General features: G+C 63.7%; 29 protein-coding genes. 9 read left to right on the top strand and 20 right to left on the bottom strand.

From position 1 onward, the window contains the following. Positions 1 to 55 precede the first annotated feature (55 nt). Positions 56 to 655, bottom strand: a complete 600-nt coding sequence (locus tag ACZ5MJ_RS23450) for an NADPH-dependent F420 reductase (protein ID WP_464226051.1) — start codon at positions 653 to 655, stop codon at positions 56 to 58. Between the two features lie 89 nt (positions 656 to 744). On the opposite strand from ACZ5MJ_RS23450, the gene ACZ5MJ_RS23445 reads away from it, so the two are divergent. Together ACZ5MJ_RS23445 and ACZ5MJ_RS23440 are read left to right on the top strand one after the other, a co-directional pair. Then, on the top strand, positions 745 to 1797 hold the full coding sequence (locus ACZ5MJ_RS23445) for an RNA-guided endonuclease InsQ/TnpB family protein (protein WP_464226050.1): 1053 nt from the start codon (positions 745 to 747) through the stop codon (positions 1795 to 1797). Between the two features lie 135 nt (positions 1798 to 1932). Beyond that, positions 1933 to 2955 carry an IS110 family RNA-guided transposase gene (locus ACZ5MJ_RS23440; RefSeq protein WP_464226049.1) on the top strand — a complete coding sequence of 341 codons (1023 nt, stop codon included), beginning with the start codon at positions 1933 to 1935 and terminating at the stop codon, positions 2953 to 2955. A gap of 210 nt (positions 2956 to 3165) precedes the next feature. Here the strand turns inward: ACZ5MJ_RS23440 and ACZ5MJ_RS23435 are convergent, their stop codons facing one another. The 3 genes from ACZ5MJ_RS23435 to ACZ5MJ_RS23425 all read right to left on the bottom strand — a co-directional run bounded on the left by ACZ5MJ_RS23435 (position 3166) and on the right by ACZ5MJ_RS23425 (position 6612). Further along, complete coding sequence (locus ACZ5MJ_RS23435; RefSeq protein WP_464222743.1) at positions 3166 to 4152, bottom strand: IS5 family transposase; 987 nt, start codon at positions 4150 to 4152, stop codon at positions 3166 to 3168. 370 nt (positions 4153 to 4522) lie between these two features. Then, positions 4523 to 5500 (bottom strand): zinc-dependent alcohol dehydrogenase family protein, encoded by a 978-nt coding sequence (locus ACZ5MJ_RS23430; RefSeq protein ID WP_464226048.1) that lies wholly within the window; start codon positions 5498 to 5500, stop codon positions 4523 to 4525. A gap of 95 nt (positions 5501 to 5595) precedes the next feature. Continuing rightward, positions 5596 to 6612 carry a zinc-binding dehydrogenase gene (locus ACZ5MJ_RS23425; RefSeq protein WP_464226047.1) on the bottom strand — a complete coding sequence of 339 codons (1017 nt, stop codon included), beginning with the start codon at positions 6610 to 6612 and terminating at the stop codon, positions 5596 to 5598. A 177-nt stretch (positions 6613 to 6789) separates the two neighbouring features. Here ACZ5MJ_RS23425 and ACZ5MJ_RS23420 point away from each other — a divergent pair, with 177 nt between their 5' ends. Together ACZ5MJ_RS23420 and ACZ5MJ_RS23415 are read left to right on the top strand one after the other, a co-directional pair. Then, complete coding sequence (locus ACZ5MJ_RS23420) at positions 6790 to 7350, top strand: TetR/AcrR family transcriptional regulator (protein WP_464226045.1); 561 nt, start codon at positions 6790 to 6792, stop codon at positions 7348 to 7350. 304 nt (positions 7351 to 7654) lie between these two features. Beyond that, a complete protein-coding gene (locus ACZ5MJ_RS23415) occupies positions 7655 to 9469 on the top strand; it encodes a methyl-accepting chemotaxis protein (protein WP_464226044.1) in 1815 nt (604 codons plus the stop codon). 38 nt (positions 9470 to 9507) lie between these two features. Here the strand turns inward: ACZ5MJ_RS23415 and mdcH are convergent, their stop codons facing one another. The 7 genes from mdcH to mdcA are packed head-to-tail and all read right to left on the bottom strand — an operon-like array spanning position 9508 to position 15596. Beyond that, positions 9508 to 10425, bottom strand: coding sequence for a malonate decarboxylase subunit epsilon (mdcH, locus tag ACZ5MJ_RS23410; RefSeq protein ID WP_464226042.1), 918 nt, complete (start codon positions 10423 to 10425; stop codon positions 9508 to 9510). Next, positions 10410 to 11054 (bottom strand): malonate decarboxylase holo-ACP synthase, encoded by a 645-nt coding sequence (locus tag ACZ5MJ_RS23405; protein WP_464226041.1) that lies wholly within the window; start codon positions 11052 to 11054, stop codon positions 10410 to 10412. Before ACZ5MJ_RS23405 ends, mdcH begins: the two co-directional genes overlap by 16 nt. A 4-nt stretch (positions 11055 to 11058) precedes the next feature. Next, on the bottom strand, positions 11059 to 11880 hold the full coding sequence (gene mdcE / locus ACZ5MJ_RS23400; RefSeq protein WP_464226039.1) for a biotin-independent malonate decarboxylase subunit gamma: 822 nt from the start codon (positions 11878 to 11880) through the stop codon (positions 11059 to 11061). Next, positions 11877 to 12725: a biotin-independent malonate decarboxylase subunit beta gene (locus tag ACZ5MJ_RS23395; RefSeq protein WP_464226037.1), complete on the bottom strand. Its 849-nt coding sequence runs from the start codon at positions 12723 to 12725 to the stop codon at positions 11877 to 11879. The genes mdcE and ACZ5MJ_RS23395 overlap by 4 nt, the downstream gene beginning before the upstream one ends. Then, positions 12722 to 13042, bottom strand: coding sequence for a malonate decarboxylase subunit delta (locus tag ACZ5MJ_RS23390; protein ID WP_464226582.1), 321 nt, complete (start codon positions 13040 to 13042; stop codon positions 12722 to 12724). The genes ACZ5MJ_RS23395 and ACZ5MJ_RS23390 overlap by 4 nt, the downstream gene beginning before the upstream one ends. Beyond that, entirely contained in the window at positions 13042 to 13938 is an 897-nt protein-coding gene (locus ACZ5MJ_RS23385) for a triphosphoribosyl-dephospho-CoA synthase (RefSeq protein WP_464226036.1), read from the bottom strand. Before ACZ5MJ_RS23385 ends, ACZ5MJ_RS23390 begins: the two co-directional genes overlap by 1 nt. Next, complete coding sequence (gene mdcA, locus ACZ5MJ_RS23380; RefSeq protein ID WP_464226035.1) at positions 13938 to 15596, bottom strand: malonate decarboxylase subunit alpha; 1659 nt, start codon at positions 15594 to 15596, stop codon at positions 13938 to 13940. Before mdcA ends, ACZ5MJ_RS23385 begins: the two co-directional genes overlap by 1 nt. A 281-nt stretch (positions 15597 to 15877) precedes the next feature. Here mdcA and madL point away from each other — a divergent pair, with 281 nt between their 5' ends. Together madL and madM are read left to right on the top strand one after the other, a co-directional pair. After that, a complete protein-coding gene (madL, locus tag ACZ5MJ_RS23375; protein WP_115213756.1) occupies positions 15878 to 16303 on the top strand; it encodes a malonate transporter subunit MadL in 426 nt (141 codons plus the stop codon). Positions 16304 to 16313: 10 nt separating this feature from the next. After that, the gene (madM, locus tag ACZ5MJ_RS23370; RefSeq protein ID WP_464226034.1) at positions 16314 to 17090 is read left to right on the top strand and encodes a malonate transporter subunit MadM; all 777 of its coding nucleotides are present in this window, start codon (positions 16314 to 16316) and stop codon (positions 17088 to 17090) included. A gap of 2 nt (positions 17091 to 17092) precedes the next feature. Here the strand turns inward: madM and ACZ5MJ_RS23365 are convergent, their stop codons facing one another. From ACZ5MJ_RS23365 to ACZ5MJ_RS23345, 5 genes are all read right to left on the bottom strand, one after another. Beyond that, positions 17093 to 18019, bottom strand: a complete 927-nt coding sequence (locus tag ACZ5MJ_RS23365; protein ID WP_464226033.1) for a LysR family transcriptional regulator — start codon at positions 18017 to 18019, stop codon at positions 17093 to 17095. 132 nt (positions 18020 to 18151) lie between these two features. Next, a complete protein-coding gene (locus tag ACZ5MJ_RS23360; RefSeq protein ID WP_464226030.1) occupies positions 18152 to 18820 on the bottom strand; it encodes a DUF2076 domain-containing protein in 669 nt (222 codons plus the stop codon). Between the two features lie 237 nt (positions 18821 to 19057). Next, positions 19058 to 19393, bottom strand: coding sequence for a type II toxin-antitoxin system RelE/ParE family toxin (locus tag ACZ5MJ_RS23355; protein ID WP_464226029.1), 336 nt, complete (start codon positions 19391 to 19393; stop codon positions 19058 to 19060). After that, positions 19393 to 19677, bottom strand: a complete 285-nt coding sequence (locus ACZ5MJ_RS23350) for a type II toxin-antitoxin system Phd/YefM family antitoxin (protein ID WP_464226027.1) — start codon at positions 19675 to 19677, stop codon at positions 19393 to 19395. The genes ACZ5MJ_RS23355 and ACZ5MJ_RS23350 overlap by 1 nt, the downstream gene beginning before the upstream one ends. Positions 19678 to 19948: 271 nt before the next feature. Then, positions 19949 to 20485, bottom strand: a complete 537-nt coding sequence (locus ACZ5MJ_RS23345) for a dihydrofolate reductase family protein (RefSeq protein WP_464226026.1) — start codon at positions 20483 to 20485, stop codon at positions 19949 to 19951. A gap of 313 nt (positions 20486 to 20798) precedes the next feature. On the opposite strand from ACZ5MJ_RS23345, the gene ACZ5MJ_RS23340 reads away from it, so the two are divergent. Further along, a complete protein-coding gene (locus ACZ5MJ_RS23340) occupies positions 20799 to 21326 on the top strand; it encodes a metal-dependent hydrolase (RefSeq protein ID WP_464226025.1) in 528 nt (175 codons plus the stop codon). A gap of 181 nt (positions 21327 to 21507) precedes the next feature. Here ACZ5MJ_RS23340 and ACZ5MJ_RS23335 read toward each other — a convergent pair whose 3' ends face one another. Then, on the bottom strand, positions 21508 to 22266 hold the full coding sequence (locus ACZ5MJ_RS23335; RefSeq protein ID WP_464226024.1) for an SDR family NAD(P)-dependent oxidoreductase: 759 nt from the start codon (positions 22264 to 22266) through the stop codon (positions 21508 to 21510). Positions 22267 to 22798: 532 nt separating this feature from the next. Between ACZ5MJ_RS23335 and ACZ5MJ_RS23330 the strand changes: the two genes are divergently transcribed. Continuing rightward, entirely contained in the window at positions 22799 to 24688 is a 1890-nt protein-coding gene (locus ACZ5MJ_RS23330) for a flagellin N-terminal helical domain-containing protein (protein ID WP_464226023.1), read from the top strand. 112 nt (positions 24689 to 24800) lie between these two features. Here the strand turns inward: ACZ5MJ_RS23330 and ACZ5MJ_RS23325 are convergent, their stop codons facing one another. From ACZ5MJ_RS23325 to ACZ5MJ_RS23315, 3 genes are all read right to left on the bottom strand, one after another. After that, positions 24801 to 25505, bottom strand: a complete 705-nt coding sequence (locus ACZ5MJ_RS23325; RefSeq protein ID WP_464226022.1) for an aquaporin — start codon at positions 25503 to 25505, stop codon at positions 24801 to 24803. Between the two features lie 5 nt (positions 25506 to 25510). Beyond that, positions 25511 to 26005 (bottom strand): arsenate reductase ArsC, encoded by a 495-nt coding sequence (locus ACZ5MJ_RS23320; protein WP_464226021.1) that lies wholly within the window; start codon positions 26003 to 26005, stop codon positions 25511 to 25513. Positions 26006 to 26086: 81 nt separating this feature from the next. Beyond that, positions 26087 to 26413 (bottom strand): ArsR/SmtB family transcription factor, encoded by a 327-nt coding sequence (locus tag ACZ5MJ_RS23315; protein WP_464226020.1) that lies wholly within the window; start codon positions 26411 to 26413, stop codon positions 26087 to 26089. 157 nt (positions 26414 to 26570) lie between these two features. Between ACZ5MJ_RS23315 and ACZ5MJ_RS23310 the strand changes: the two genes are divergently transcribed. Beyond that, positions 26571 to 26768, top strand: a complete 198-nt coding sequence (locus ACZ5MJ_RS23310; protein ID WP_464226019.1) for a hypothetical protein — start codon at positions 26571 to 26573, stop codon at positions 26766 to 26768. Positions 26769 to 26797: the final 29 nt, after the last annotated feature.

Raw genomic sequence — 26797 nt, 5'->3', positions numbered from 1 at the left:
GCCAGCCGCTCCGCGCCCCGACATAGCGCGAGATTGGTTCGCAAACCTTGCAGTCCTATGCAATGACCCAATCCTGGCCAGCAATCGGACCACCGGCTTGCTGCATGCGTCCGCCCGACACCAGGCCGCCAAGATCCACTGGCGCGTAGCCAAAATCGTTGACGAGTCCGATCACCGCCGCCTTTGCGTCCTTGTCGTCACCGGAGACGAAGATGACGCGCTTTCCTTCATGAAACTTCGGGCCCTTGTCGTAGTGCTCCATGCGGATCGCATTGAACGCCTTGACGACGCGAGCCCCTGGCGCGTGTCCCGCGACGATCTCGCTGGCGCCCGTGCCCCCCAGGTCCGCCAGAACGAGCTCAGGCTCGAGTTGCGTAAAAGGGTTGGTGGTATCCACCAAAATGCGACCTGCCCAATCGGGCAGCCCGGCCAGGGCCAACGGGACTTGAAGCCATGGAACGGTGAGCATGACCAGCTCGAGCCGGGCCACTCCCTGGACCGTATCCGCGGACGCCTTCGGACCGAGTCCGGCCACGATATCGCCCAAAGCCTGCGGCCCACGGCGAGCGCTCAGGACAACCTCATGTCCTGCTTGAATGGCGCTCCTGGCGGTGGACTGAGCGACAGCACCGGCTCCAATAAAACCAATTTTCATCAGATTTGCTCCGAGAAACCTCGCCATTCATGGCGGGGAGTGAAAGGAGTGCCGCCGCGAGGCGGCATTCCCACGTTAGAATTGGCGGCATGATTCTTGTCTACCGCTACCGGGTGAAGTCGCTCACCGGTCTGCTCCACAAGCAGAGCCGAGCGGTGAACTACGTCTGGAACTTCTGCAATGACACGCAGAAGCACGCGCTCAAATGGGGTAAGAAGTGGCCGAGCGGGTTCGATCTGAACGTGCTGACCACCGGCAGCAGCAAGGAACTCGGCATCCATTCCGGCACGGTCAACGCGACGTGCGAGCAGTACGCGAAATCGCGCAGCCAGCATCGTCGTCCTTACCTGCGATACCGCGGCAGGAAGTGCCTTGGATGGGTGCCCCTGAAGGGCCGCGATCTGAAGCGAGAGGGCGAGGCGTTTCGCTTTGCCGGGAGTATCTTCCGCGTGTTCAACAGCCGCCCGTTGCCCGAAGGTAAGATCAAGGACGGCACAAACTTCGCGCAGGATTCGCGCGGAAACTGGTTTCTCAACATCGTGATAGAGGTTGCTGAGGTGCCGGCACGCCCGATTCAAGCTGGCGTTGGCATCGACCTTGGCTTGAAGGACTTCGCAACGCTCTCGACCGGCGAGAAACTTCCCAATGACCGGTTTGGTCGGCATGCCGCCGAAAGACTCGCGAAAGCGCAGCGTGCACGAAAGCACAAGCGGCATATTGCCAAGCTGCATGCCAAGGTGGCGAATGCCCGCGCCGACTTCCAGCATAAGCTCGCGCTCGATCTCGTCCGGCGCTTCGACTACATCGCAGTCGGCAACGTGTCGGCTTTGAAACTCGCCAAGACCAGGATGGCAAAGAGCGTCTACGACGCATCCTGGTCGTCCTTCCGGGACAAGCTCCGCTACAAAGCGATTGCGCACGGGGCCACGTTTGAGGAAGTGAACGAAAGCGGTTCTACCCAGTCCTGTTCGGCGTGCGGTTCGAAAGACAGCACGACGCGGCCGAGAGGTATCGCAGGACTGCGAATAAGAGAGTGGATCTGTAGTAGCTGTGGTGTCGTGCATGACCGTGATACCAATGCTGCCCTGAACATTCTCCGATGCGGACGTGCATCGCCAGGTGTGGGAATCCCCTGCCTTTAGGCAGGGGAGATGGAATGAACACCGCCCGTCAGTAACGCTAGCGGGGCTTCCACGAGGAGGGGCTCTCGCTTGACCGACGGCATCGATGTGCCAAAGTGAAGATCCGAACCATCACTTGAGGTAAGGAGAGCCCAAATGAATGCTACGACATATGGGCTGGATCTTGCAAAGTCGATCTTCCAACTCTACTGGGTCGACCCAGAGACGGGCGAGACGCACAGCCGGCGCCTCAGCAACACCCAACTGATTTCCTTTCTAAGCAATCGCACCCCCGGCAAGTTCGTACTGGAGGCGTGTGGCGGCGCGCACTGGTGGGCAAGAAAGATTATCAGCCTGGGCCATGAAGCCATCCTGCTCCACCCAAAGTACGTGCGACCGTTCGTGCGGACCAACAAGACCGATGCGGCCGACGCGCGCGCGATCTGGACAGCCGCGCAGCAACCCGGGATGCGACCGATACCGGTAAAGACTGAGGCACAGCAAGCCATACTTGGATTGCACCGAATTCGCTCGGAACTAGTCGACAGCCGCACGCGGCAAGTGAATCAGATTCGCGGCTTGCTGGGCGAATACGGCCTGCACTTCGTGCTTGGTCGCAAGGCCGCCATGGCGCAATTTGTCACCCGACTGAGCGAGATCGAGCAAACCATCCCGGCTCCCTTGTGGCGACTGTTGTCGCGCCAGTTACAGCGACTCAGGCAGTTGGACGCTGAAATCCTCGCGGCCGAGCAAGAGATCGCTGCATGGCTAAAAACCGAGCCTGCCGCCCAATGTGTGGATGTGATTCCGGGAATTGGCCCTATCACTGCCACGGCCCTGGTTGCCACCATGGGATCTCCCCAGGCTTACCGCTCAGGCAGAGCCTTCGCGGCCAGCCTGGGCCTGGTACCCACCCAGAGTGGCACCGGCGGCAAGGTTCACCTCGGCCATATCAGCAAACGTGGCGATCCCTATTTGCGCAAACTGCTGATCCATGGTGCACGCATCGTGCTGACCCGCTCGAAGCGGCGCCCGTGCTGGGCTGAGGCCCTGCTGGCTAGGCGCCCGACCAATGTGGCCGTCGTCGCCCTAGCCAACAAGATGGCGCGCACCGCCTGGGCTATGCTTGCCCATCGCCGCGTCTATGAACCCGGCTATGTCAGCACACGGCCAGTGTAGCGAAAGCACGACCACAGCAAGGCACAAACGAATACCTTCAGGGTTGCACAGGGTAAGGAGAGTGATGGCAAACTAGGGAATCGCTGATCAATGAGGTTTGCGCTTGATGTTGCACAAGCCAAGGATTTCGGTTTTCGCAACGCGGGAGAGATGGGCCGATTCAAGCCATTTTTCTCTCGTTTGGCACCATTTCTGGCGCGCTTTGCGCGCTCAGGACGGATTGCTCCCCTGTGAGGCCAACAACAGCTTCCTGCCGAGCACCAGATTCGCCAGACCAAACAGGCTGAACAACTGTGCCGTGTTCTTGACCAGGCCCTTGTAGCGAACCTTGCGATGACCAAACAGATTCTTGATGACGTGGAACGGATGCTCGACCCGCGCCCGAATCTGGGCCTTGGCCCGCTCGACAGCGATCAGCAAGTCCTTGACCGCACCGTCACGCATTGCCTTAATCTTGCCGCGCTTGACGGCCACGTGCCACTTCACGGACTTGCCTTGCATCTCCTTGCGCTTGTCCACGCCCGTGTAGCCCGCGTCGCCAAACGCGTGCTCTTCGTAGCCATGCAGCAAGGCATGCGCCTGCGACACATCCGACTCGTTGGCCGCCGTGCCCACCACGCTGTGCACCAGCCCCGAAGTCGCATCCACGCCGAGATGCGCCTTCATGCCAAAGTGCCATTCATTACCCTTCTTGGTCTGGTGCATCTCCGGGTCGCGGCTCTTCTCCTTGTTCTTGGTCGATGGTGGCGCCTCGATGATGGTGGCATCCACAATCGTGCCTTCCTTCATCATCAGCCCCCGCTCGCACAGCATGATGCCGATCTCGTCAAACAGCTTTCGCGTCAGTTCATGCTCGACGAGCAGGCGGCGAAACTTCAGCAGCGTGGTCGCGTCTGGCACCGCTTCGACCGCCAAGTCGATCCCGGCAAATGCCCGCATCGCCATGCTGTCGTACAGCGCGTCTTCCAGCGCCTCGTCCGACAGCCCGTACCACTGCTGGAGGAAGTAGATGCGCAGCATCCGCTCCAGACCGATCGGCGGCCGTCCACGTTTTCCCTTGGGGTAGTACGGCTCGACCGCCTCAATCAGGCGCGACCACGGCACCAAACTCTCCATCTCCGTCAGGAAGCGCTCGCGTCGCGTCACCCGCTTCTTGCCGTGGCTCTCGGCTTCCGCAAAACTGATCTGTCGCTTCATCTCCGACTCATATCGTGGGCATGCACATGACAACGCTTGCACGCCAGTCAACGATGACTGCCGCGCTGATTAAATCAGTCTTTCCCTAGGTCGGACCGCGGGAACGCAAACCCGATGACGTCCAAGCGGCTTATAGCCCGTCGTGGGAGATGGGGACGTTCCCGGCTGATTCCATCAAGGCCCGCAGGCACGTTCCTGCAGCAAGGTCGGATATAAGACAGCAACCCATACCTACAAGCCAAAGCCCTTCAATTTACCTTGGCATCCGGGCGGTGTTCATATAAGGACGTCAATTCGACACCTCAGTGGTCAACGTAAGTCAACGAAGCCATGCTCAGTCAGGAGCAGGGCACTTGGGAGAACAGCCTGGTCAGTTCGATGCGCGCAAGTCGAGCAGCACCTTGCCACCCTTGATTGCGTGAGCCACGGCCTGTTGGTAGTCGGCAAGCGGATACGCGGCAGCCACGGGCAGGTCAAGCTCACCGCGAGCCATCAGTTCGGCAGATTCCTTGATTGCATCTGTGATGTACGGCTGGTATTCGGGAAGGTCGATGTAGATGCCGCGTACGACGATGCCGCGCAGATGCAGGTCCACGGCCTTGAGCGGCGTGACCAGCTCGCCGCTCGTGAACGCATAGCTCACCAGCGTACCGTTCTGCGACAGCACGTCGACCAGACGCGCCGCAGCCGAACCGCTCAGGCCGTCGATGGCCAGACGGACGTTGCCCGCACCGACCGCGGCCCTGGCTTTGTCGATGGCGCCCGGCTCATCGACGAGAACGACGTCCCCGCCAGCTTCCTCCAGTTCCCTGACCAGTTCCGGACGACGTACGAAGTTGATGGACCGCAGGCCGCGCTTCTTCGCCAGCGCGATCACCGTGCGGCCGATGCCGGAATTGGCCGCGTTCTGCACGATCCAGTCGCCTTCCTTGAGATCAACGAAGCGCCCGAGCAGCAGTACGGCCGTGGGCGGATTGATGCGCAGCATGGCCAGTTGGCGTGGATCGACGTTGACAGGCAGCGCCATCAGCCCCTTGGCGGGAATCACCAGGCGCTCGCGCCAGGTCAACGCATAAAGCGGGGGCAACACGCGGTCGCCGACCTTCACGTTGGAGACATTCGAGCCCGCCTGCAGAACTCGCCCGACACCCTCGTTGCCCACGATCGAGGGCAGTGGCGTCGAGTAGGCGAAGCGATTGGTGATGACGGCCAGGTCATTGCCGTTGATGGGGGCATACTCCATCGCGATCAGGACCTCATCCGGGCCGGGGCTGGCCGGCTCCGGAAGGTCAACGAGTTTCAGTGTCTCGACAGGGTCGCCGAAAGCGGTGTTCTGGATAGCACGCATGGCTTAGGTCCTTTCATAAGATGCCTGGCTGGAAGGCCGAGAGGCAATGCTTCGGCACTCCGGGCGCATTTCGAGATCGTGCAGGAAGCGTAGCGCTAGAAGGCGAGCAGCACTGTGCCGGTCCTTCCCCTGCGGTACGCATGTTCGAGCGCTCCCAGGTAGTCGCTCGCCTGATATCGTTCCGCGACGCGGAAGAGGTTCGGGAAGTTGCGTGCAAGCTCGAGCGCCTTGGCCACATCTGCATCGCGCACCGCCGCAGGTTCGAATTGCCAGCTGAACAACGACACGCCCTTGATGGTCAGCGCTCGCGGGGCGATGGATCGAATGTCCGTCGTAGCGCCGCCCAGGGAGCCGTAGCTGACGATCGTTCCGCCGCGCGCGAGGAAGCTCGCTACCTCGGGCAACAGCGCGCCGCCGACGCCATCGAACGCCACGTACACGGGCTTGTTCGCCAGCGCATCGCGAAGCTTGTCCTGCCAGCCCTGGTTCTCCGTGACGATGACAGGAAGGTTGGGGCGAGCGGCTTTAAGCGCTTGCGCGCTCGCCCCGGAGCCGACAAGCAGGATCGGATTGACGCCCGCTTCGACGAGCAGATGCGTGAGCAGCTTGCCGACGGCGGAATTGGCAGCCGTCTGAATAACCGTGACATCTTCGCGCTTGTCTTCGGGCAACGCGCTGTGACCAGCCCGCATCGCAAGGCGTGCAGTCAATGTGTTGACCAGCATCTGCGCCGCAACCTCGTCGCTCACGTCATCGGGCACGGGGATCAGCGAACCGACAGGCGCGGCAATCCTGGCACTCCAGGTGCCGTTGACGGGAAAGAAGGCCACGCGTGTGCCGACCTGAATCTGGTGCGAAGGGTCAATGTCAGCGGCCAGCGCTTCCACCACCCCTACACCTTCGACTCCGGGCACCCGACCTCCGCGCGGGATGGGGGGAGCGGCCCCGAAGGCGGGGGAAGCGGAGACGCCCAGCAAGTCGCCAGGGTGAACCGGTGCGGCTGACACGCGCACGACAGCTGTTCCGCGCACAAGAGCGGGTGCATCGGAAAGCGCTTCCAGCCTGAGTACGTCGGCGGGCTCGCCGTGATTGCTGTGGACGATTCGCTGCATCGCAGACTCCTTCTGCAGGATGATTATTGGAGCGATCGCTCCGTTATGGCAGAATAGGTTTGCCACCACAGCCTGTCAATGATTTTTGGAGCCATGACTACAAAAAAAGATGCACAGCCCCGGCGCAGCCGCGGCAGACCCTCGACCTTTGATCGTGCGGAAGCTCTGGACCGGGCCATGAAGCTCTTCTGGGAGCAGGGATACGAAGGAACCTCCTTCGACCGGTTGATCCAGGCCATGGGCATCAACCCCTCGAGCTTCTATAACTCGTTCGGCAGCAAGGAGCGGCTCTACAAGGAAGCGACTGACGCATACCTGAGCATGTCCGAAGTCTGGTTCGCTGGCAGACTGTTCGGCACGGCCGACACGCGAGAAGCATTCAAGAACCTTCTCGATGCTACCGTCGCTGCATTCACCCGAAACAGCCTCCCACCGGGCTGCATGATCTCTCTGGCCGGCACGCACCTGGCGCCGGAGCTCACTTCTATTCGCGAGACGATGGCCAGGCACCGGGCAAACGCTGAAGAGGTGATGGCGCAGCGGTTGCACAAGGGCGTGGAAGACGGCGACTTGCCGCCCGATACCGACGTGCCCGCACTGGCTGCCTTCTACAGCGCCGTGACCCGCGGAATGGCCGTCCAGGCACGAGACGGAGGCGGCCCGCAAAAGCTGAAGGCGATCGCAGACATCGCCATGCAAGCATGGCCAGCCCGCCGCCTCGGTGCGCGTGCCCCCTGAAAGTAGGGTAAACAATGCCTGGGTCAGGCCGTTACCGAGTCAGAAGGGAGCGCGCAGCGGGTTTCATCCCGGTACCTGGCGGGATCCCCTGCTTAGATGTTGTAAAGCATATTGCTTGATGAAATGATATTTGCAATCAAGCTCTTATGAGTAATGTAATTATTAATTACATTGTTCGACGAGATTGTCAGCCATAGCTGGCACACAACAAGATCCTCCTGACAGAGATCGTTGAGTCTGCCGCTTCTTGCTCCGTCAATCACCAAAGCCCCGAACGCTGTTCATTTGAGACGTCCTCTCTCGTATGCTCCGATCCATTCGCTCAAGGATTCAGGTCATTTCCACCGGCATCGTTGTGACCGCACTGGCGCTGACCGCCGGTACGACGTATGTCATCGTCCGTCACAGCAATCTCGAAACGATTCAGCAGAATCTCGATGCCATCGCGACCGGCCATGCACTTGCCCTCGACGAGTGGGTGGCGGCAAAAGCCACGATGGTGGCTGCCGCTGCCGACCAGATTGCGCCTGGCGACCCGCAGGGAATCGTCCGCCAACTGCAAAGAGCCGGCGCATTTCCGGTTACCACGGCAGGGTGGAAGGACAGGTCCTTTGTCGCCAGCAAGGAGCACATGCCGGAAGGCTTTGATCCGACCGCCCGCCCCTGGTACAAGGAAACCGTGGCGGCAGCCCGGCAAATTGTCACCGCGCCCTACGCCGATGCTGCAAGCGGCAAGCCCTTTGTATCGTTTGCCGCGCCAATCATGCGCAATGGCGCGTTGGAGGGCGTGGTATCCGCAGTCGTGTCCCTGGAGGGGGTTCGCGACGTCGTTGCCGCCGTGCATCCGACACCGGCAAGCCTGGGATTTGTGGTTGGCAAGGATGGCAATATCCTGGCACACCCCCAGGAGAAGTACCTGCGGAAACCTGCGATCGAGCTGTCGTCGGCTTTGACGCCGGCAACGCTGGCCGCACTGGCGGGGGAGACGAAGCCGCTTGAGGTGGAACTGGATGGCGCCGCAAAGCTGCTGCGTGCCAAGCCTGTTCACGGCACCGACTGGCAGCTGGTAGTGGCGCTCGACAAGGCCGAAGCCACCGCGGCCCTGAACGACGTGATCAAGGCATCGGCCATCGCCATCGTGCTGCTGGCAGCCGCCGCAGCGGCGCTGAGCGGCGTGCTTACCGCGCAAGCCTTCCGCCGGCTTTCCGGCGTGCGTGACGCGATGCATGAGATCGGATCCGGCGACGGAGATCTGACTCAGCGCCTGCCGGCCATCGGCAGTGACGAAGTGACGCAGATTGCGACGTCCTTCAATACTTTTGTCGAGAAGCTTGGCGGGGTGTTGTTGCGGATTCGCCATGGCAGCGAGTCCATCAAGATTGCGACCAGGGATATCGAGGCCGGTAATCATGACCTGTCGCGCCGCACCGAAATGGCGGCCGGCAATCTGGAGGAGACTGCTGCCGCGCTGTCGGAATTGACCGGCTCGGTGAGCCGGTCGGCCGAAGCGACGGTACAGGCCACGCGCCTTGCAACGTCCGCCAGTGAGGCAGCAACGAGGGGTGGCAAGGTGGTTGCCGATGTGGTGACGACGATGGACGACATCGCGCAGTCTTCCGCAAGGATTGTGGAGATCATTGGCGTCATCGATGGCATCGCCTTTCAGACCAATATCCTCGCACTCAATGCAGCAGTTGAAGCGGCGCGAGCCGGCGAGCATGGGAAGGGCTTCGCGGTGGTGGCGAGCGAAGTGCGTAGCCTGGCCCATCGATGTGCCACCGCGGCCAGGGAGATCAAGGCGCTGATCGAGACTTCTGAAGTCAGCGTCAAGTCCGGGGCTGAACGGGTTCAGGTAGCGGGCGAGGCCATGAGCGAAATCGTTGACGGAATCCGTCGAGTGACTTCGATCATCGCGGAAATCAGCACGTCCATGGGCGAGCAAGCCACCGGCATCACTCAAATCAATCAGGCTGTCGAGGAAATGGGGCAGGCAACGCAGCAGAACGCCGCGTTGGTGGAGCAGGCTGCGGCGGCTTCCTCACTCCTGAACGAGCAGGCTTTCACGCTGGCGGATGCCGTAGCCGAGTTCAGGCTCGGCGCGCAGGCGAGGGGCACGTAACCAGCCACCATCGCGAGCGCCCCCGGCCAGAGTGCCATTCAAGGCTCCCGCAAGGTCAGAAGCCGCACGCTTTCAGGTCTCGTTTGTTCGAGTGCCACTGCGTCAGGAAGCAGCGGGACGCACAGACGGGTCAGGACGTTGCCCGGTGGCATCTCCACAGCGAGCCGCATGTCGCAGGCTCGCGCCAGCAGCATGGTCTCGTGCCAGCGTACCGGCAGCGCCATGTTGCGGGCCAGATCCTCCGTGATGCGCGACGGCTCCCTCAGTTCCCTGGCCGCGCTGGAGCTGAAGTAGCGCAGCAGAGGACACCGCACGATGACGCCTGCGAAGGCCCGCGCGAGAGCCTCGGCCGGGTCATTGAGCAGGGCGCAATGCGAGGGGACGGAAATCGCTACCCGCCTGGCTTCCCGCGCGCCGGCCGCCTTCGACAGCTCGGCAACGCGAGCCATCGCGGCGTCTGCACCGGCGATCACGAACTGCATCTCGGCATTGTGGTTGGCGAGATAAGCCGGCGACGCGGGGCCGTGGACGGCTGCAACAATGGCCTCCAGCGGGCCGCGTTCGAGGCCGAGGATTGCCGTCATGCCATATCCGCCGGGATAGGCGTCTTCCATGAGCTTGCCGCGCAGGGCGACCAGCCGCACTGCCTCGCCAAACGGCAACACGCCGGCCACTACCGCTGCCGCGTAGGCGCCGATGGACAGCCCGGCCACGGCGTTGGCGCGCGCACCGTCATCGAGCAGGCAGCGCGCGCTTGCGACGCCAGCGGTCAGCAGGCACAACTGTACTGCCACGGTCGAAGCCAGGCGTGGCGCGTCATCGAGCGACAGAACGTCGTAGCCCAGGACTTCGCTCGCTTCGGCCAGTGTCCGCGCGACGGACGGATGCGCCGGCAATGCATGCAGCATGCCGGGGCGTTGCGCGCCCTGTCCCGGAAACGTCAGCAGCACGCCCATGGCGATTGCCAGGGATCGGCGCACAGGACCGGCCCTGCGTCCGTCTTGAGCAGTACGCGGCCCCCGGTGCGCAGCCGCTCGCGCAGTGCGAAGGCGCCGTAGGGGGTGGCGACCTGGATATCGAGGCGGGCTTCCTCGCTTGCCTCCAGCAGGGCGCCGAGTGCCTGCATCTCGGCCTGTGCCAGGGGCCGGGCCGATACGAGCAACAGATCGACGTCGCTGTCGGCGTGGAGCACATCGATGCCGCAAGCCAGGGCGAAGCCAACGGCGCCCGTTACGCCCCATTGACAACTCAGCGTATCGAGCCGGGGCGCCAGCCGTGCCAGCGTACGGAGCGCGGGGATTTCCGCGCGGCGCGGATGCAGGCGCCAGCGCGCCTGGCTGGCGATATCCATGGGCGTGACGATCTTCGCGCACTGTGCGGCGGGAAGCCAGGCGGCATGGCGCTGCGGCCGGAGCCTGCCGCGCAGCCCGATGGGGATGCGGCCGTCGGGCGCGCGATCGCGGCGCACGACCACCGGCGCCCGCGCCAGCCATGCGGCGCTGGCCCAGTCCGGCAGCGCGGCCTGCGCGGCGAACACCTCGGGGTCGCTCAGCCAGATCAGGTCATGTGGCTGGGGTGCGCGCATGGCATCAGTCCCGCCATTGGCGGGCAAGCACTTCCCGCGCGCGGCGCGTGGCACCGCGGTTCTCGCCGTGCAGGCGGCCACGCAGGCCGCGGTGTGGGTCATCCTCGATATCGGCTAGCGCATCCGCGAGTGCGGCCCTTACGATGCCGAGATCGGCGGCATCCGGTGCCGACGGATTCGATACCCGCACGGTGCGCCAGAGCAGGCCGAGCGTCGCGTAGGCGCCGATGTCGTAGGCCATCGGCGGCACGGTTGCGGCGAAGGCCTCAAGATCTTCCACGCTGCGCATCGTGATGCGGGCGGCGGCGTCCTTGCCCATGGCGTGGACTTGCACACCAGCGTCGTCCAGCGCCACGATCCGGTTTGCCTGATAGCCATGGGCGAGGAACGCGCCGGACATTGCCTTGCCGACCAGCAGCGCGATGACCGGGTGTCCTTCCAGACGTGCCGTGGCATAGGCCCCCGCCGCGCCGGCCAGCGCCTGGTGGATGCCGAATGCTTCTTCACGGCGGCCATAAGCCTGGCTGGGGGTGTCGACGATAGCGACGATCGCGCGCTTGACCGATGCGCCGCGGTCAGCCGCGACGGCTTCCTGCACGGCGCGGGCCAGCGACCAGCCCTCCAGCAGGCCGACCTCGCCGTGGCGTGCGCGCGGGAACGGGCTGGCGGCGTCGGGAACGACCGCGATCAGCCGGGCGCGGCGGCCGTCGGTTTCGACGTCGGCCACCTGGACCGAAGGCGGATAGCCTGGCAGCCGTGGCGCATTGCCGCCAAGGCCGGCGAGCCAGGCTTCGCCCCGGCCGGGCGTCTTTGCTTCATCATTCATTGCTGGTCTCCCGCGTAGAGTCGGCGCACGGTGGCAGGGTCCGCCTGGGCGGCGGGATCATAGGCGGCGAGGCGCCGCAGGTAATCGTCGTGCCGGTCGCTGCGATGCACCGCTGCCGGCGGCTGCGCGACCAGCCCGGCTACCGTGGCGCGGATCGCGGCGCTGTCATCGTCGACGAAGCGGTCCGTCAGCCCGGTGACAAACCGTTGCTCGCCGCCGGTAAAGCTCCAGATGAAGGGGCGGTCGCGTGAATCGTATTCGGCAATGCCGGCCTCCTGCTCGATCACCGCCGGCCCGTTCAGGCCCAGCCGGGCCTCGCGCGTCACCACGAGCGCGCTGCACAGGCCCGCGGCGATCGACATGCCGCCGAAGCAGCCCACCTGCCCGGCGGTCACACCGATCACGGGCTGGTAGCGGCGCAGGTCAACAATCGCCGCGTGGATCTCCGCAATCGCCGCCAGCCCGAGATTGGCTTCCTGCAGCCGCACGCCACCTGTCTCGAACAGGATGACGGCACGCACCGGGATGCCTTGCCGGTTGTCTTCGGCGGCCAGCTCCAGCGCGCCGGCGATCTTGGCGCCGCCGACCTCGCCCAGGCTGCCGCCCTGGAACGCCCCCTCGATGGCGAGCACCACGGCGGGGTGCCCGTCGATGGTGCCTTTGGCAACGATGACGCCGTCATCGCCCTGGGGCACCACGCCCTGGCGTTCGAGCCAGGGCGACGTCAGGCCGTCGAACGGCCCGGCCAGCTCGCGGAAGGTACCGGTGTCCAGCAGCGCGCGCGCACGCGCACGCGCGCCCAGTTCGACAAAGCTCTCGCGAGCCAGCAGCGCGGCGCGGTTCATGCGTCCTCCTTGCCATCCACGGCATTGTCGAGGGCTTCGAAGGCTTCGGCCAGCCGCATGCCGACCACCCCCGGGGTCGCGCCGAAGTCGTGGATGCGGATGCGCATCGCGGCGCGCGGCTCGGCGCTGAACACGCGGTTGAGCTGCGCATCCCAGACCCGCCCGTAGCCGTCTATCGACGTCGTCACATGGATCGTGGTCCTGCCGGGCTCGCCGGGTTCGATCATGACTTCCAGGTCGCCGGAGCCCACCACGCCCACCAGCACCTGCCGGCGGGCCGGTGCGCCGGCCTCATATTCAAAACGGAGCTGTTCCATCATTGCTCTCCTTGCTGATCGTGATGGGCGGCAGGCAGCCGGTCGAGGAATAAGGTTGCGGCCAGCAGGTCTGCCGCCCCGCCGGGCGATGCATTGCGCGCCTGCATCGCTGCCTCCAGTTCGCGCAGCCGGCGGCGGCCAGGCAGCGTGCCAACGCCGCCGGCCCCGAGCACCGCCGCTGCGCCAGTCTGCATACCGGCCAGTCCTTCGCGGCCCGCCCGCACCAGCACACAGGTATCGTCAAGCCGCGCCATGATGGCGAGCAGGGCGTTGACCCTTGCACTGGATTCCGCATCGCCGCGGGCCCGGCTCGCTTGCAGCGCCGGCAGGCCGACACCGACGACATGCGGGAAGCCAGCCTCGGCCTGCGCCCGCGCACCGCCCACGCCGTACGCGCTGCACGCCAGTTCGCCCTTGTTGCCGGTATGGGCGGGACGATGCCGGTCCGGCAGCCGCGCGATGGCGCCGGCCGCCGATGCGACGCTGGCGGCATCGACCGCCTTGCCCAGCCACCCGGCCGCACCCGCCAGCAATCCGAGACACCAGATTGCGCCCCGGTGCGTATTGACGCCACCGGTGGCGCGCAGCATGGAGGCTTCGGCCTCGCGCCCGAGCGCGCCCAGGCGCTCGCGCAAGCCATGGTCGATGTGCGCGGCACGCTGGCCGGCCAGCGCCATGGCTGCGAAGGCCCCCCGCAGGCTGCGCGCGGAATGGATCATCAGGCCAAGCGACATGTCCTTGTGCGCGCCGCTGCCGCGTGCATCGACAAGGCCTGGCTTAGGTGTCAGCGAGGCTTCCTCGACCAGCACGTCCACGGCCAGGTCCCCGATGGCATGGGCAGTGGCCGGTACGACCTGTGCGGCCGCTGCCCGTGCAAGGTTTGCAGGGATCGCCATTACCAGCTCCTGAAGCGTGCCGGCGGCGCATACAGCCCGCCGGACCACTCGACCAGATCGGCCATGCTCTTCGCCGCCAGCAGCGAGCGCGTGGCATCGGCGCGATGCACGCCGAGATCCTCGGGCAGCGCAATCAGGCCGTCGCTGCGCATGCGCCGCGTGGTCGCCGGGTCGTGGCGCATGCCGATCGGCGTGACGCCGGCCACCGCGGCGATCATCGCGCGGCGTTCCTCCAGCGAGCGCGCCTTGTAGAGGTAGGCAATGCCTTCCTCGGTCAGCACGTGGGTCACGTCGTCGCCGTAGATCATGACCGGCGCGAGCGGCATGCCGCTGTCCCTGGCGACCTGCACCGCGTCCATCGATTCAACGAAGGTGGGCTTGCCTCCCGCCTGGAAGGTCTCCACCATCTGCACTACCAGCTTGCGGCCGCGCGCGAGCGGGTCGTCGGTCTCGATCAGGTCCAGCCACGCCGGTGTGGCGTGACGCCTGCCGCCCGGGTTGTGTCCCATGTTCGGGGCCCCGCCGAAGCCGGACAGGCGCCCGCGCGTGACGGTGGAGGAATGGCCGTCACCGTCGATCTGCAGGGTCGAACCGATGAACAGGTCCACCGCGTACTGTCCCGCAAGCTGGCAGAAGGCGCGGTTGGAACGCATGGCGCCATCGGCTCCCGTAAAGAAGATGTCGGGACGGGCCGCGACGTAGTCCTCCATGCCGAGTTCGCTGCCAAAGCTGTGCACGCTCTCGACCCAGCCGGATTCGATGGCGGGGATCAACGTCGGATGCGGGTTCAGTGTCCAGTACTTGCAGATCTTGCCCCGCAGGCCGAGCGATTCGCCGTAGGTCGGCAGGATCAGCTCGATGGCCGCGGTGTTGAAGCCGATCCCGTGGTTCAGCGACTGCACCTGGTGGCGCTCGTAGATGCCACGGATGGCCATCATCGCCATCAGGATATGAACGGGTTTGATCAGGCGCGGATCACGCGTGAACAGCGGTTCGCAGAAGAAGGGCTTGTCCGACTGCACCACATAATCGATCCATGAGCCGGGGATGTCGACTCGGGGCAGGCCGGCCGCGTCGTCGACGATCTCATTGACTTGCGCAATGACGATGCCGTCGCGGAAGGCCGCGGCCTCGACCAGCGCCGGGGTGTCTTCGGTACTGGCGCCGGTATAGAGATTGCCGTCGCGATCGGCCTTGTAGCCGGCAACCAGCACGATCTGCGGTGTCAGGTCCACATACAGCCGTGCATAGAGCTCGATATAGGTGTGGATCGCGCCCACCTCCAGCTGCCCGTCCTCCAGGAACTGGGAGATCCGCACGCTCTGCGTGCCGGCGTAAGCGAAGTCCAGCTTGCGGGCGATGCCGCGCTCGAACAGGTCCAGGTGCTCCACGCGGCTCACGCTGGGGATGATCATGTGCAGATCGTGAACGCGGGCAGGGTCGGCGTCGGCCAGTGCGCGGGACAGGAAATCGGCCTGCTTCTGGTTGTTTCCCTCTAGCACCACGCGGTCGCCGGGCGCGGTGATGGTTTCGAGAAAGGGCACGATGTCCGTCGTCGGGATCACCTTGCCGGTGGCGATCCTGGCGCCGAGGGCCTGGCGGCGCCGTTTTTCGGCGCGGCGGGTGTCCCACTGTCGTTCCGGCATGGGCTTGGGCATTGCATCTCCGGTGTGCTGCGATCGATGCAGGAAAGATAGGGCCGCAGGCACAGCCGAACAATGAACCCCGATGTCGGATCGTTACGCCAAGGGTAAATGATCGTCCGCCCACGATTAGCCTGAGCGTAACGATCTCCCTGTGCGGTTGATTGATGCGGGCGCAGGGCTTTCCTAGAGTCTGCTCATGCCGTGCATGGATCGGGCACGGACATCAACAAAAAACGCAGGCTGCCTGCATTGCCCCGGGGGCGGATGCCGTCAGCCGCACAGGAGACACATCGATGATCATCTATGGAACTGCATTACTGGCGCTCTGCCATCTGATCGGCTTGTTCCTCGGGGACTTGCTCGGCGCCGCAATTGGCGTCAAGGCCAATGTCGGGGGAGTGGGCATCGCCATGCTGCTGCTGATTACCATCCGGCTCTATCTGCACGACCATGACCTGCTACCCAAGGAGACCGAGGCTGGCGTCGGCTTCTGGGGCGCGATGTACATTCCCGTCGTGGTGGCGATGGCGGCACAGCAGAACGTCGTCGCAGCCCTGCGCGGCGGGCCCGTTGCACTGCTCGCGGCCGTGCTGGCGGTGCTGGCGTGCGCCTGCTGTATCGCTGTGCTGAGTCGCACCGGTGAGCATGAGCCGCTGCCGCCATTGCCTGCCGATGGGCAGGGTGGCTCTGGCACCGCCCGCGTAACGGCCACGCGCTGAGGAGACGGCCATGACAAACTCACTGGCGCATATGCTTCAGGAAGTGCTGCTGCACAACGGCCTGGTCACCGCCTTCGCCACCGTCGGTATCGTGATGTGGATTTCGTCGCAGCTGTCGCGGCGGCTGACCGCCGGGCGCGTGCATGCCTCCGCCATTGCCATCCTGATCGGCCTCGGGCTGGCTTACTACGGCGGCGTGGTCACCGGCAAGGAAAAAGGACTGGCTGACTTCGCGCTCTTCTCCGGCATCGGCCTGATGGGCGGTGCCATGCTGCGTGACTTCGCCATCGTGGCGACGGCCTTCGAGGTTCAGGTCAGGGAAGCGCGCAAGGCAGGCCTGGTCGGCGCTGTGTCGCTGCTGCTTGGCACGGTGATTCCGTTTGTCGTCGGGGCGATCGTCGCACGCGCCTTCGGCTACAGCGATGCCGTCAGCATGACCACCATCGGCGCGGGTGCCGTGACCTATATCGTCGGCCCGGTGACCGGCGCGGCGCTGGGCGCCAGTTCCGACGTGATCGCCCTGTCTATTGCGACGGGCCTGGTCAAGGCGATCATCGTGATGGTTGGCACCCCGTTTGCGGCCGGCTTCCTGGGCCTGAACAATCCGCGGGCGGCAATGGTCTTCGGCGGCCTGGCTGGCACGGTGAGCGGTGTCTCGGCGGGGCTGGCCGCAACCGACCGGCGGCTCGTGCCCTACGGGGCCCTGGTGGCTACGTTCCACACCGGCCTGGGTTGCCTGTTGGGGCCATCCGTCCTGTACCTGGCCACCAAGGCGCTGGTTGGCTGAGTTCAGCAGCCCTTGCCGCCGGCGGCGGGGGTGAGCATGCGGCAGACGGCGGCAAGCGCGAGGAGGTTGGGATCGCGCTCGCGCCGCCGCAGGAAACTGAGCCCGATGGTCTGCTTCAAGCCGTACTCGGGCGTCAACGGGATGAAGGCCACATTGCTGGCGAACACGTCGCGCACCCGGCCCGGAAGCAGCGAGTAGCCGATGCCGCCGCCGACGAGGTTCATCAGCGAGAAGATATCGCCTACCTTCATCACCACGTTGGGCGTGAAATCGGCAATCCGGAATGCCTCCGCGAAACCGCTGGATGTCACGAAGCCGTCGCCGAGCGAGACAAAAGGCTCGTCCCGGCACAGGCGCAGGTCCACGGCGTCCAGCCGGGCGTAGTGCGAATTCTCTGGCGCGGCAAAGAAGATGTCGTCCTCGAACATCGGTATCGACTCGATGTCCGCGCTGGGCTGCGGCAATCCCATCAGCGTCGCATCAATGGTGCCTTGCCGCAGCTTGTCAAGCAGATCCGCGTTGGAGCCCAGCACAAGCTCGGTCTGCAGGCTTGGCCGTCGCACCTTGATGCCGATGACTACCTGCGGCACGGTTCGGATGGTCAGTGAGTAGAGCGAGCCGATCTTGAGCTGATCCGCCGAATAGCCTGCCGCCTCGCGGGTCATACGGATGCCGTCGGACATGGTCTTCAGCACCTCGCGCGCAACGTCGGCCAGCACCTGCGCCGCTTCGGTCGGCAGCAGGTTGCGGCCTTCATGCCGGAACAGCGCACAACGCAGACCCTCCTCCAGGGAGTGAAGGGCCCGGTGCACGCTGACCGTGCTGACATCCAGCGCCTCGGCCGCCTTTGCAAGGTTGCCCGTGTCCATGAAGGCCAGGAGCGCCTCCAGTTTCCGGAACGTGATGTCTTCGCTGATGCGGTCTGGCATGGCGTGGCAGGGAGATGTTCAGGCAGGGATCATCGCACGACGCGCGGTCGGCTGTCATGATGGCGGGGAGCGGGCGCCCCCGCCATCATGACATCTGCTTCGCCCGCGTGCCAGACGGGCGGCGCGATGACGCTAGCTCAAGGTCGAATCGTCGTCCAGGAAGCCGTCGTCGCTCAGGCCTGCATCGAGATTGCCGTTATCCGAATCCCAATTGCGCGCAGCGACCGACGCCTGGTCATCGTTCCCGTAGTAGTTGTTGACGATGTTCGTTTCCGTTCCTGGCGAGTTCATGCCGGACTGCCCCAGGAACCCGTTCTTGCTGCTGTGGCCGAACAGGTTCTCGATACCCTGGAACAGGAAGGCACCGCCGGCTACGCCGGCGGCCGTCGTTGCGATAGTGCCCAGCGTGCTGCCGAACCCGCCGCTCAGGAAGCCCGGGCGGGGTGACTGCGGCGGGGCGGGCTGCAGCGCGGGTGACGCGGTCTGAGCGGGCGCAGGCACGGGCGCCGGGGCAGCAGGGTTCGCACTGGCGCCCCACGCATACTGCTGGTCGATAAAGCTGCGCGAGCCGTTGGCCTGCGCGGCCTGCAACTGGCCCTGCAATGCAGCGATCTGCGCCTTTGCCGTCGACAAGGCATGATCGAGCACCATGGCTCGCTGGACCAGCAAATAGGCGGCGTCCGGCTGTATCGCGACCGCCTGGGCGATCAGTGCCTCCGCCTGCGGGTCCTTCGCGCCGGCGCGGGCCTGGGTTAACTGAGTCAGGAAGACTTCGAGTGCTTGCGTATCCTGCGGGGTCATGGTGTCTCTATCCCGGTTGTTGGTACGCCGTCACTCTATGAGAAAAGACTTAAGGGAGACTTAAAGGCAGGGACATCCGCGCGCAGCAAGCGGCTTTTGGCGGCAGCCCGCGCTCCGGAATGTGCTTCGGCCCTTGCCCTGGCTAGTCGAAAGAGAGAGGCTCTCCGTTCTGTAGCGATGAGCCTTCGACTCAGGGAACATCATCTATGCAAGAGATCGCGACGCTGGTCGTCTCTCTCATATCTGCAGAATGATTTTCTGCAGCAGGGCAGTTAGATCTCGACGCTGATCCATGATCAAGTGCACATAAATGGTGTCGCCCCTGACTTCATAGATAATTCGATTCTTTCCGCAATGCACTTCGCGGAATCTGTTCGCAGTCAGCCCACTGAGTTCATCGACCATGTGGCCGCATTCTGGGAACTCCCGGATGCGAGTGATGGCCGCCTGGATCTGGGCATATGAGTCTTCCCAGACGGCCATGCCAAATGCATCCACAACGTAGCGGCGCACCCGCTTCAGTTCGGTTTTACCGCTGTCGAGAAGCTTCGCCTTCAGCAACTTGGAGGCCATCAGCGCCGCTTCTCTTGCCGATCCAGTTCGTCCAGTTCTGCGAACACATCTTCGATGTCGGAAAATTTTTCCTGCTCGATCTGCTTTTGCCCAAGCGCCAGAATCTTCAGCAGGGCCAATGTCTGCCGGTCGGATTCGTAGCTGCGTACGTCCTGGACAACGAGCTTGGCTTCGCCGTTTTGGGTGATGATCAATGGTTCACCGGATTCAGCGAGGTCCTTGACGATCTGCGCGGCTTCACTCTTGAGATAACTGATCGGCTTGACGTGACCGGCGATCCGCATCGGCGGCTCCTGTGAATGGCATGGGTGGACTGAATATAGTCCGTTAACAGTCTTTCGTCAACGTTGCCCGACCGCACTCCGCCGCGGCTGAGGGCGATCACATTCTCCGAAGGCGACTGCGCGCGCATGGCGGTCCGCAGGGGGTTATCCAGTCATTGCTGCAACCCCTGGCGCCGGAGGTTGGGAGGGGATACAGACGGCGGTTTCGTCTACCGAGATAGTGCCGATTGCGGCGCCAGATGTACAAGCCTCAACATCGCATCTGCACAAATTAGCACAGCACGCGATAGGTCGACTGCACCAGGCCGGACGGAAAGTGCCGGCTCGATTCGAGCGCCAGACTGACGTCGCGCGGCAGGGCGCCGAACAATGGCCTGCCTGCCCCGATCAGCACTGGCACGGTGGTGACCACCAGATCGGCGATCAATCCGTCGCGCAGAAACGACTGAACCAACTGACCGCCGTCGACGTACACGCGACGCGCGCCTGCAGCCTCCAGTTGCTTCATCGCATCCGTGGGCGTGCTGTCCGAGAATCGCACCTTTCCCTGCAGCTTCTCCGGCACTGGCTTGCCGGCCAATTGCCGGGACAACACCAGAACGGGCTTGTCGTAAGCCCATTCGCCCAGCGTAAGGACTTTCTCGTAGCAGCCTCGGCCCATGACGATCGCGTCCTTGTCGGCGATGAAGGCCGGATAGCCATGGTCTTCTGCCGGCTCATCCCGTTTCAGAAGCCAGTCGATGTCCCCATCGGGTCGGGCGATAAAGCCGTCAAGGCTGGTGGCAATAAAGACGTGTCCTGTGATCATTGTCAATCTGCTGTTCTGTCGGATCGCGTTCAAGCTTTAACCGGCGCCTCGGCCCCGCAGGCGCAGGCTCTTCGGTCCCGCCAGACACAATCCATGGGGTTTGCGACGCCAGAACGGCCATTATCGCTGAAGGCAGGGGTTGGCTATGCGTTGCCAAATGGCACCTGTTGGCGCTTCTGGCCGGCGATAGGCCGCTACGCGGCCCTTCGCGCGCCGAAGGACCACGCTGTCAGGTCCGCTCTGGCGTTTCACGGGCATATCTGCCAAGATTGCGGCCCCTCACTGACCAGCGGCGAACCAGCGCAACTCCATCATGGCCTCACGCAACGCGCACCACGCCACCGGATGGGCGGCGGCCGTCATCTTCGCCGCTGTTGTCGCGAAGCGCGGTGATGGCGGCTGGCACTGGGCCAGCGTGGCTGGCTTCGTGGCGGCGCTGCTCGGCAGCACCGCTCCCGACTGGCTGGAAGTAGCCTGGTGGTCCAGGTCGCGCCGCCTGTGGATTACCCATCGCACCTTGACGCACTGGGGCATCGCCTGGGTCGGCCTCCTGGTGGGGGCATACCGTGCACTGGGAACGCATGCGCTGGCTACGCCGGCATTCGGCTTTGCCTGCGGCGGCGTCATGCACTTGCTGGCCGACTGGCCAAATCCGCTGGGTGTGCCCTGGATCGCCGGCCGCCACTCCCTGAACTGGTGGAACAGCGGGCGCTGCGACCTTGTCATCGTCACAGCGTCATGGCTGATTGCCCTGGCTGTTTCCGATGACCTCTGGTTTCATGGGCGACATAGCCTCGAGTTCATCCATCATCTGCGCCTTGGGCCGGTTCTGTTCTGGTGATGGAGTCGTGCCTTGCACGCCCGTGATCACGCCTGGCCAGGCTCAGACCTGGTGGAAAGACGTCCGAAACTGACCAGACTTCAGTCAACCGACGAAAGGAGTGCCGGTCGACTCGTCCGGCCGGGCTGCAGAACTATGGCCATATTCGAGGCGGGGTAGTCGTGCCCGTCGCCCGATCGCATCAGTAGTGAATGTCGCCGGGCATCCCACCTCCGACCGGTATGGCATCGCCGTTGATAGCGACACTCAGCGGCGAGGCGAGGAAGGTTACGACGCTCGCCACCTCACTGGCATCGACAATGCGCCCGAGCGTATTCCGCGATGCGACGCGTGCTTCGGTCGCAGCGTCCGTTACTTCCGTACGAGTGGCACCCGGATGGAGCGCGGTGACATTGATGCCTTTCGGTCCCAGTTCGTCGGCCATGTTCTTGGTGATGGCCGCGACGCCCACGTTGCGCAGGGTTGCCACCGGGCGACCAGTGCGATAGATGGCGAGACCGCCGACGTTGATGATCCGGCCCCAACCATTGGCAATCAGGTGCGGCGCGAGCGCGCGTGCGGCGCGCAGATAGCCGATGACCTTGATATTGATGTCTTCCAGCGCCTCCGCATCGACGATCTGCTCCAGGGCCGTCGCAGGCGAGATGCCGCCAGGCAGCGCTGCCGCATTCACCAGGATATCGATGCCGCCCAAGGTACCGATTGCCTGTTCCACCATGGTGTCGACGGACGCCTGGCTGGCGGTGTTAACAGTCAGGGTTACTACGCGGCGTCCCGTCTCGGCCGCAATTTCGGCTGCTGTTGCCTCCAGAGCCGCCTTCCCCCGTGCAGCTAGCACAAGGTCCACTCCCTCCTGGGCGAGCTGGCGTGCAATTGCCTTGCCGATACCGCGGCTGCCGCCGGTGACGATGGCGCGCTTACCTGTCAGCCTGAGATCCACGATTCCTCCTTGAGGCGATATGACGTCAGCGATATTGAGCCCAACCCATGCGGCCCTGAACTCGGGGCCTGGTTTTGGCTCTTTCTATTCTCGGATCGCATCATGTCAACGTGCTTGTCCGATTACGACAAGCTGTTGCCGATTCGCGCAAACCGGGGAAATCCATGGCCCTCCGACGGCGACTGGCTTTGGACGTGCTGAAGAAGCTTCCACCAGAGCAAAGCGAGCCAACTGCTCCGCCCCTTTCCGCCGGAGCAGCGAATACGCCGGCCTGCGGCTCCCTACTTTGGTATGGAAACGCTACATTCAAGCTTGGCCTCGAATGTGTCGATAACCTCGCTAGTGTCCTGAGTCGGAAGTTCGTTGCAGAAATAAGTCTGTCGAGAAGGTGCGCGAGCCTAGGAGCGAAGCGCAGCAAGGCTGGAGCCTTGCGAGCATTCGCGACGACGGATCGTGCAGCTTATCGGCAGACTTATGCAACGAACTTGCGATTCAGGACACTAGTTGTCAGAACAATAATCGGCTCGTACTCATGGCACTCATCATTGCCAGCAATACCCTGGCTCTCAGCGCATCCCTGCAAGCGGGGAGGGCAAGCAACGCGGTTGGAGATTCCATTCGGCGCCTTTCCTCGGGACTGCGGATCAACTCCGCGCGCGACGATGCAGCTGGATTGGCCATTGCCAACCGCATGCGGGCGCAAGTCAGCGGGCTGAACCAGGCGCGTCGCAATGCGAGCGACGGGCAGTCCCTGCTCGAAACCGCCGGCGGCGCGCTGGACTCCCTGAGCGCGCGTCTTCAGCGCATTCGTGAACTGAGCGTCCAGGGCCTCAACGGCACGCTTTCGCTCACGGATACCGATGCGGTCCAGGCCGAAATCAATGCAAACCTGAAGGAAATCGACCGGCTCACGCAACAGTCCACGTTCAATGGCTTGCGGCTGCTGGACGGCAGCGCCGGCAACCTCAATCTGCAGGTAGGCGCCAACGACTCGGACAAGCTGTCCGTCAACCTGGGTGGCTCCGGCTTCGGCGTCAATGCCCTGGGGCTGAAGGATTTCACGATCGCGGGCATCCCGGGCACCGTCAGCGGCCTGAACGTGCTGCAGGGCCGCAGCACCAATGTCATGATCGACAGCCCCACCACCACCGTCCACTGGCCGGCTGGCAGCACGAGTCCCAACCTCGTGCGGGACGCCGGCGGCATCATCTATGTGCAGGACGTGGACAGCGCAGGCAAGCCAACCTATCAGCAAGTGGGATACCTGCCCACGACCGATACGGCAACGGGCCTTAGCGACGTAGGGCTTTACCCGACCGGTTCGCCGGTGTTTCACAGTCCGGCGGCGGTTGCCTCGCGCGCAATCGGTACCCCAAGCCTGCTCGATGATACGAACACGCCGATTGCCGGCGCCTCGCTGGTCCAGGCCGACGACGGTCGCTACTTCATCCAGAAGGCCGGCAACTACTATCAGGCCAGCCTGCGCTTTGGCGCGTCCGGAACCGTCACCGCGACAGCCGCCGACATGACGTCGCCACTGACCGCCGGGGATTTCGCGACGCTGCCGGCAACCGTCACCCAGACGCCGCCCGTTGACCCCGCCACCGACACCGTCGCGTTCCAGGATGCCAGCGGCGCCGTGATCAACGCGTCGTCCTCGCGCCTGCTCCAGCGCAACAACGGCACGTACGTCATCGAGGTGGATACGGGCGGCGGCAATCTCCACTATTACGATGCCGCGCTGACAATGACCGACGACGGCGCCACGCGAACCCTGACCGCCAGGGCCGTGAGCACCGCCTATCAATCGTTCACGGACCTGCCTTCGGTCGGTGGCAATTCGACAGTGACGATCGACCCGGCAAAGGTGACGGTCAATTACACCGATCGGAATGGCGTGACCTACGGCAACGTGCTCGGTCTCGACGCCAGCGGCAACTATGTATTCAATCTCCCGCAGTCGGCCAAGACCGGCACGCTGGTAACCGCGCAGGATGGCTCCCAGTACATCCGCACCGTCAACGGCAGCCAGGATGTTCTCATCTTCTACCCGCTGACATTCACCGCGCTCACCGATGCCTCCACCAATCAGACGGTGCTCAACGTGGTGGAAGCTGGCGAGGGGATCCGGCTCAAGCAGCCCCTTGATCCCTTGGCAACGCTCGACCGGGCCCTCGCCGCCGTCGACAGCCAGCGCAGTTTGCTGGGCGCGGCACAGAATCGGCTCGATTCGATCACCAATGCCCAACAAACCGCTGCCACCAACCTGGATATGGCACGCTCGCGGATCGAGGACGCCGACTATGCGGTGGAGGTCTCGAAGATGACGGCCTCCCAGATAGTCAGCCAGGCTGCCACCGCGATGCTGACCCAGGCCAACCAGCAGTCTCAGTCGGTGCTTGCGCTGCTGGGACGCAACTGATCGCGGGCGGGCGGTCGCATACCGGCCGCACCGTGCCCGGCCTCGGCCAGTATTTCATCCATGTGCCGATTGGGCGCTGGACTCGTCGCCCCACGTCGGGCCACCAGAAGAGTCAATCCACCCGATTTTCGCCAGATGACTCAATGACGTTAGGGTGTCCGTCACACACCAAGCGAGGCTCCAGCATGCGGTGCAGCATGAGTCCGATGGCTGCTCCTGCGCATTGAGCCAGCACAAAACCCGGTACGCTGCCCGGTGCAATGCCAGCGAAGCTGTCACTGAACATGCGCCCAAACGCCGCCGCCGGATTGGCGAACGACGTGGAGGCGGTGAACCAGTATGCCGCGCCGATATAGGCCGCGACCATGGCCGAGGCCCGGCCGTTCGGGGCGCGCAGGATGACCAGAAGCAGACCAGCGGTTGCCACCGTCTCCGCAATCCATTGCCCCGGACCGCTGCGCACCTTGGCGGAGAACTGCAGGATAGTCATGTCGAACATGGCATGTGCCAGCCAGGCTCCCAGTACCGCGCCGACAAGTTGTGCGGCGATATATGGGACCAGTGCCGCGCCAGGCAATTCGCGTTGCGCCACCATGACCGCACTGACCACCGGATTGAAATGGGCGCCGCTGATCGGGCCGAAGACCTCGATCAGGATGTAAAGGCCGCCGACGGTGGCCGCCGTATTGGCCAGGAGCGCTACGGCGACATTGCCGCCGGCAAGCCGCTCTGCCATGATCCCCGAGCCGATGACGATCGCCAGCAGCAAGGCTGTCCCAAGCGTTTCGGCCGCCAACCTGTTCCGCAAGTCGACCATGGCGCTCAGCTCTTCAAGATATGGTCGAGCTGTTGCTGCAACTCGGCATTGCTCATTGAGTCCAGCGGCAGCATCAGAAGTTGCAGCATCCGGTAACCGATGGCCTGCCGCGTCAGCTCGAAGGCTTGGCGCTTCCCTTCGTCACCGCCGGGCGCGTTGGAGGGATCGACATACCCCCAATGCACTTTGACCGGGCTGCCCGGCCAGTACGGGCATTGCTCGGCCGCCGCGCTGTCACAGACAGTGATGACGATGCGCATCTCGGGGGCATCGTTCGCAGCGAATTCATCCCAGCTCTTGCTGCGAAAGCCTGAGATGTCAATCCCAGCATTGCCAAGCGCTTCGAGGGCAAAGGGGTTGATCCGACCGCTCGGTGCACTGCCGGCGCTGTAGGCGCGCACATCCTTGTCAAGCTTCTGCGCCCAGTCATTCAACATGCCTTCACTCAGGACGCTACGCGCGGAGTTGTGGGTACAGAGGATCAGTACGTTGGTAGTCATGAGATGAGGTGAGGTAAAAGGCGCTGCTCTTGCCCAGGTCGTCAACGTGGATGTGAACGTGGAATTTTCATGAGATCTCCATCAGCATCGGCAAGTCGTTGTGCTGACTTCCAGGCAGGCTTGCTGTCCCTGGCAACAGTTGGCGGTCAAGAAGCCAAGCACCGCGTTCATGTGATCGAATGCGGCCCGATAGATCAGATTGCGGCCGTCGCGCTGCTGCGTCACCAGTTCGGCATGCATCAGTTCCTTGAGATGGAACGACAGGGTTGCACCTGGCACGTCAAGCTGCTCGGCAATCGCACCGGGCGTCAGCCCGGCTGGCCCTGCGACCACCAGCATCCGGAACACCTGAAGGCGCAGGCCATGGGCCAGCGCCGCGAGAGAGCGGATAACGTCATTTTCTTCCATAATTCCAATATATTGGAATTATGGAAGAAAGGCAATTGGTCGTACACGCCGATTAGGGCACTTGACCTTGCCTCGGAGGGAAGGTCAACACTGAGATTGGGCGCACTTGCCGGGTCATCGACGCGCCATAGCGCGGGCTTTCTGAAGGAGCGCGCAGATGAACGAATCACCCATTTGTTCCTTGAGCGAAGCCATTCTCGCGGCCTTTACGTTAGCTTTGAGGGATCAAAACATGAGCGCGGCCGATCATCTGCTGCGCGCCTTAGAAGTGCTGGCCGCCCAGCAAGGTGATGTAGCGCTACTGGATAATGCCTACCTGCTGTTCTTGAGATCGACGCCGGGACACCGACAGTGATTGCTTCCGACAGCGACGCAATGACAAGT

The sequence above is a fragment of the Cupriavidus sp. LA-1 genome (assembly GCF_055385985.1).
The sequence above is the reverse complement of the archived record's forward strand: the minus strand, read 5'-3'. Positions and strand labels throughout refer to the sequence as shown.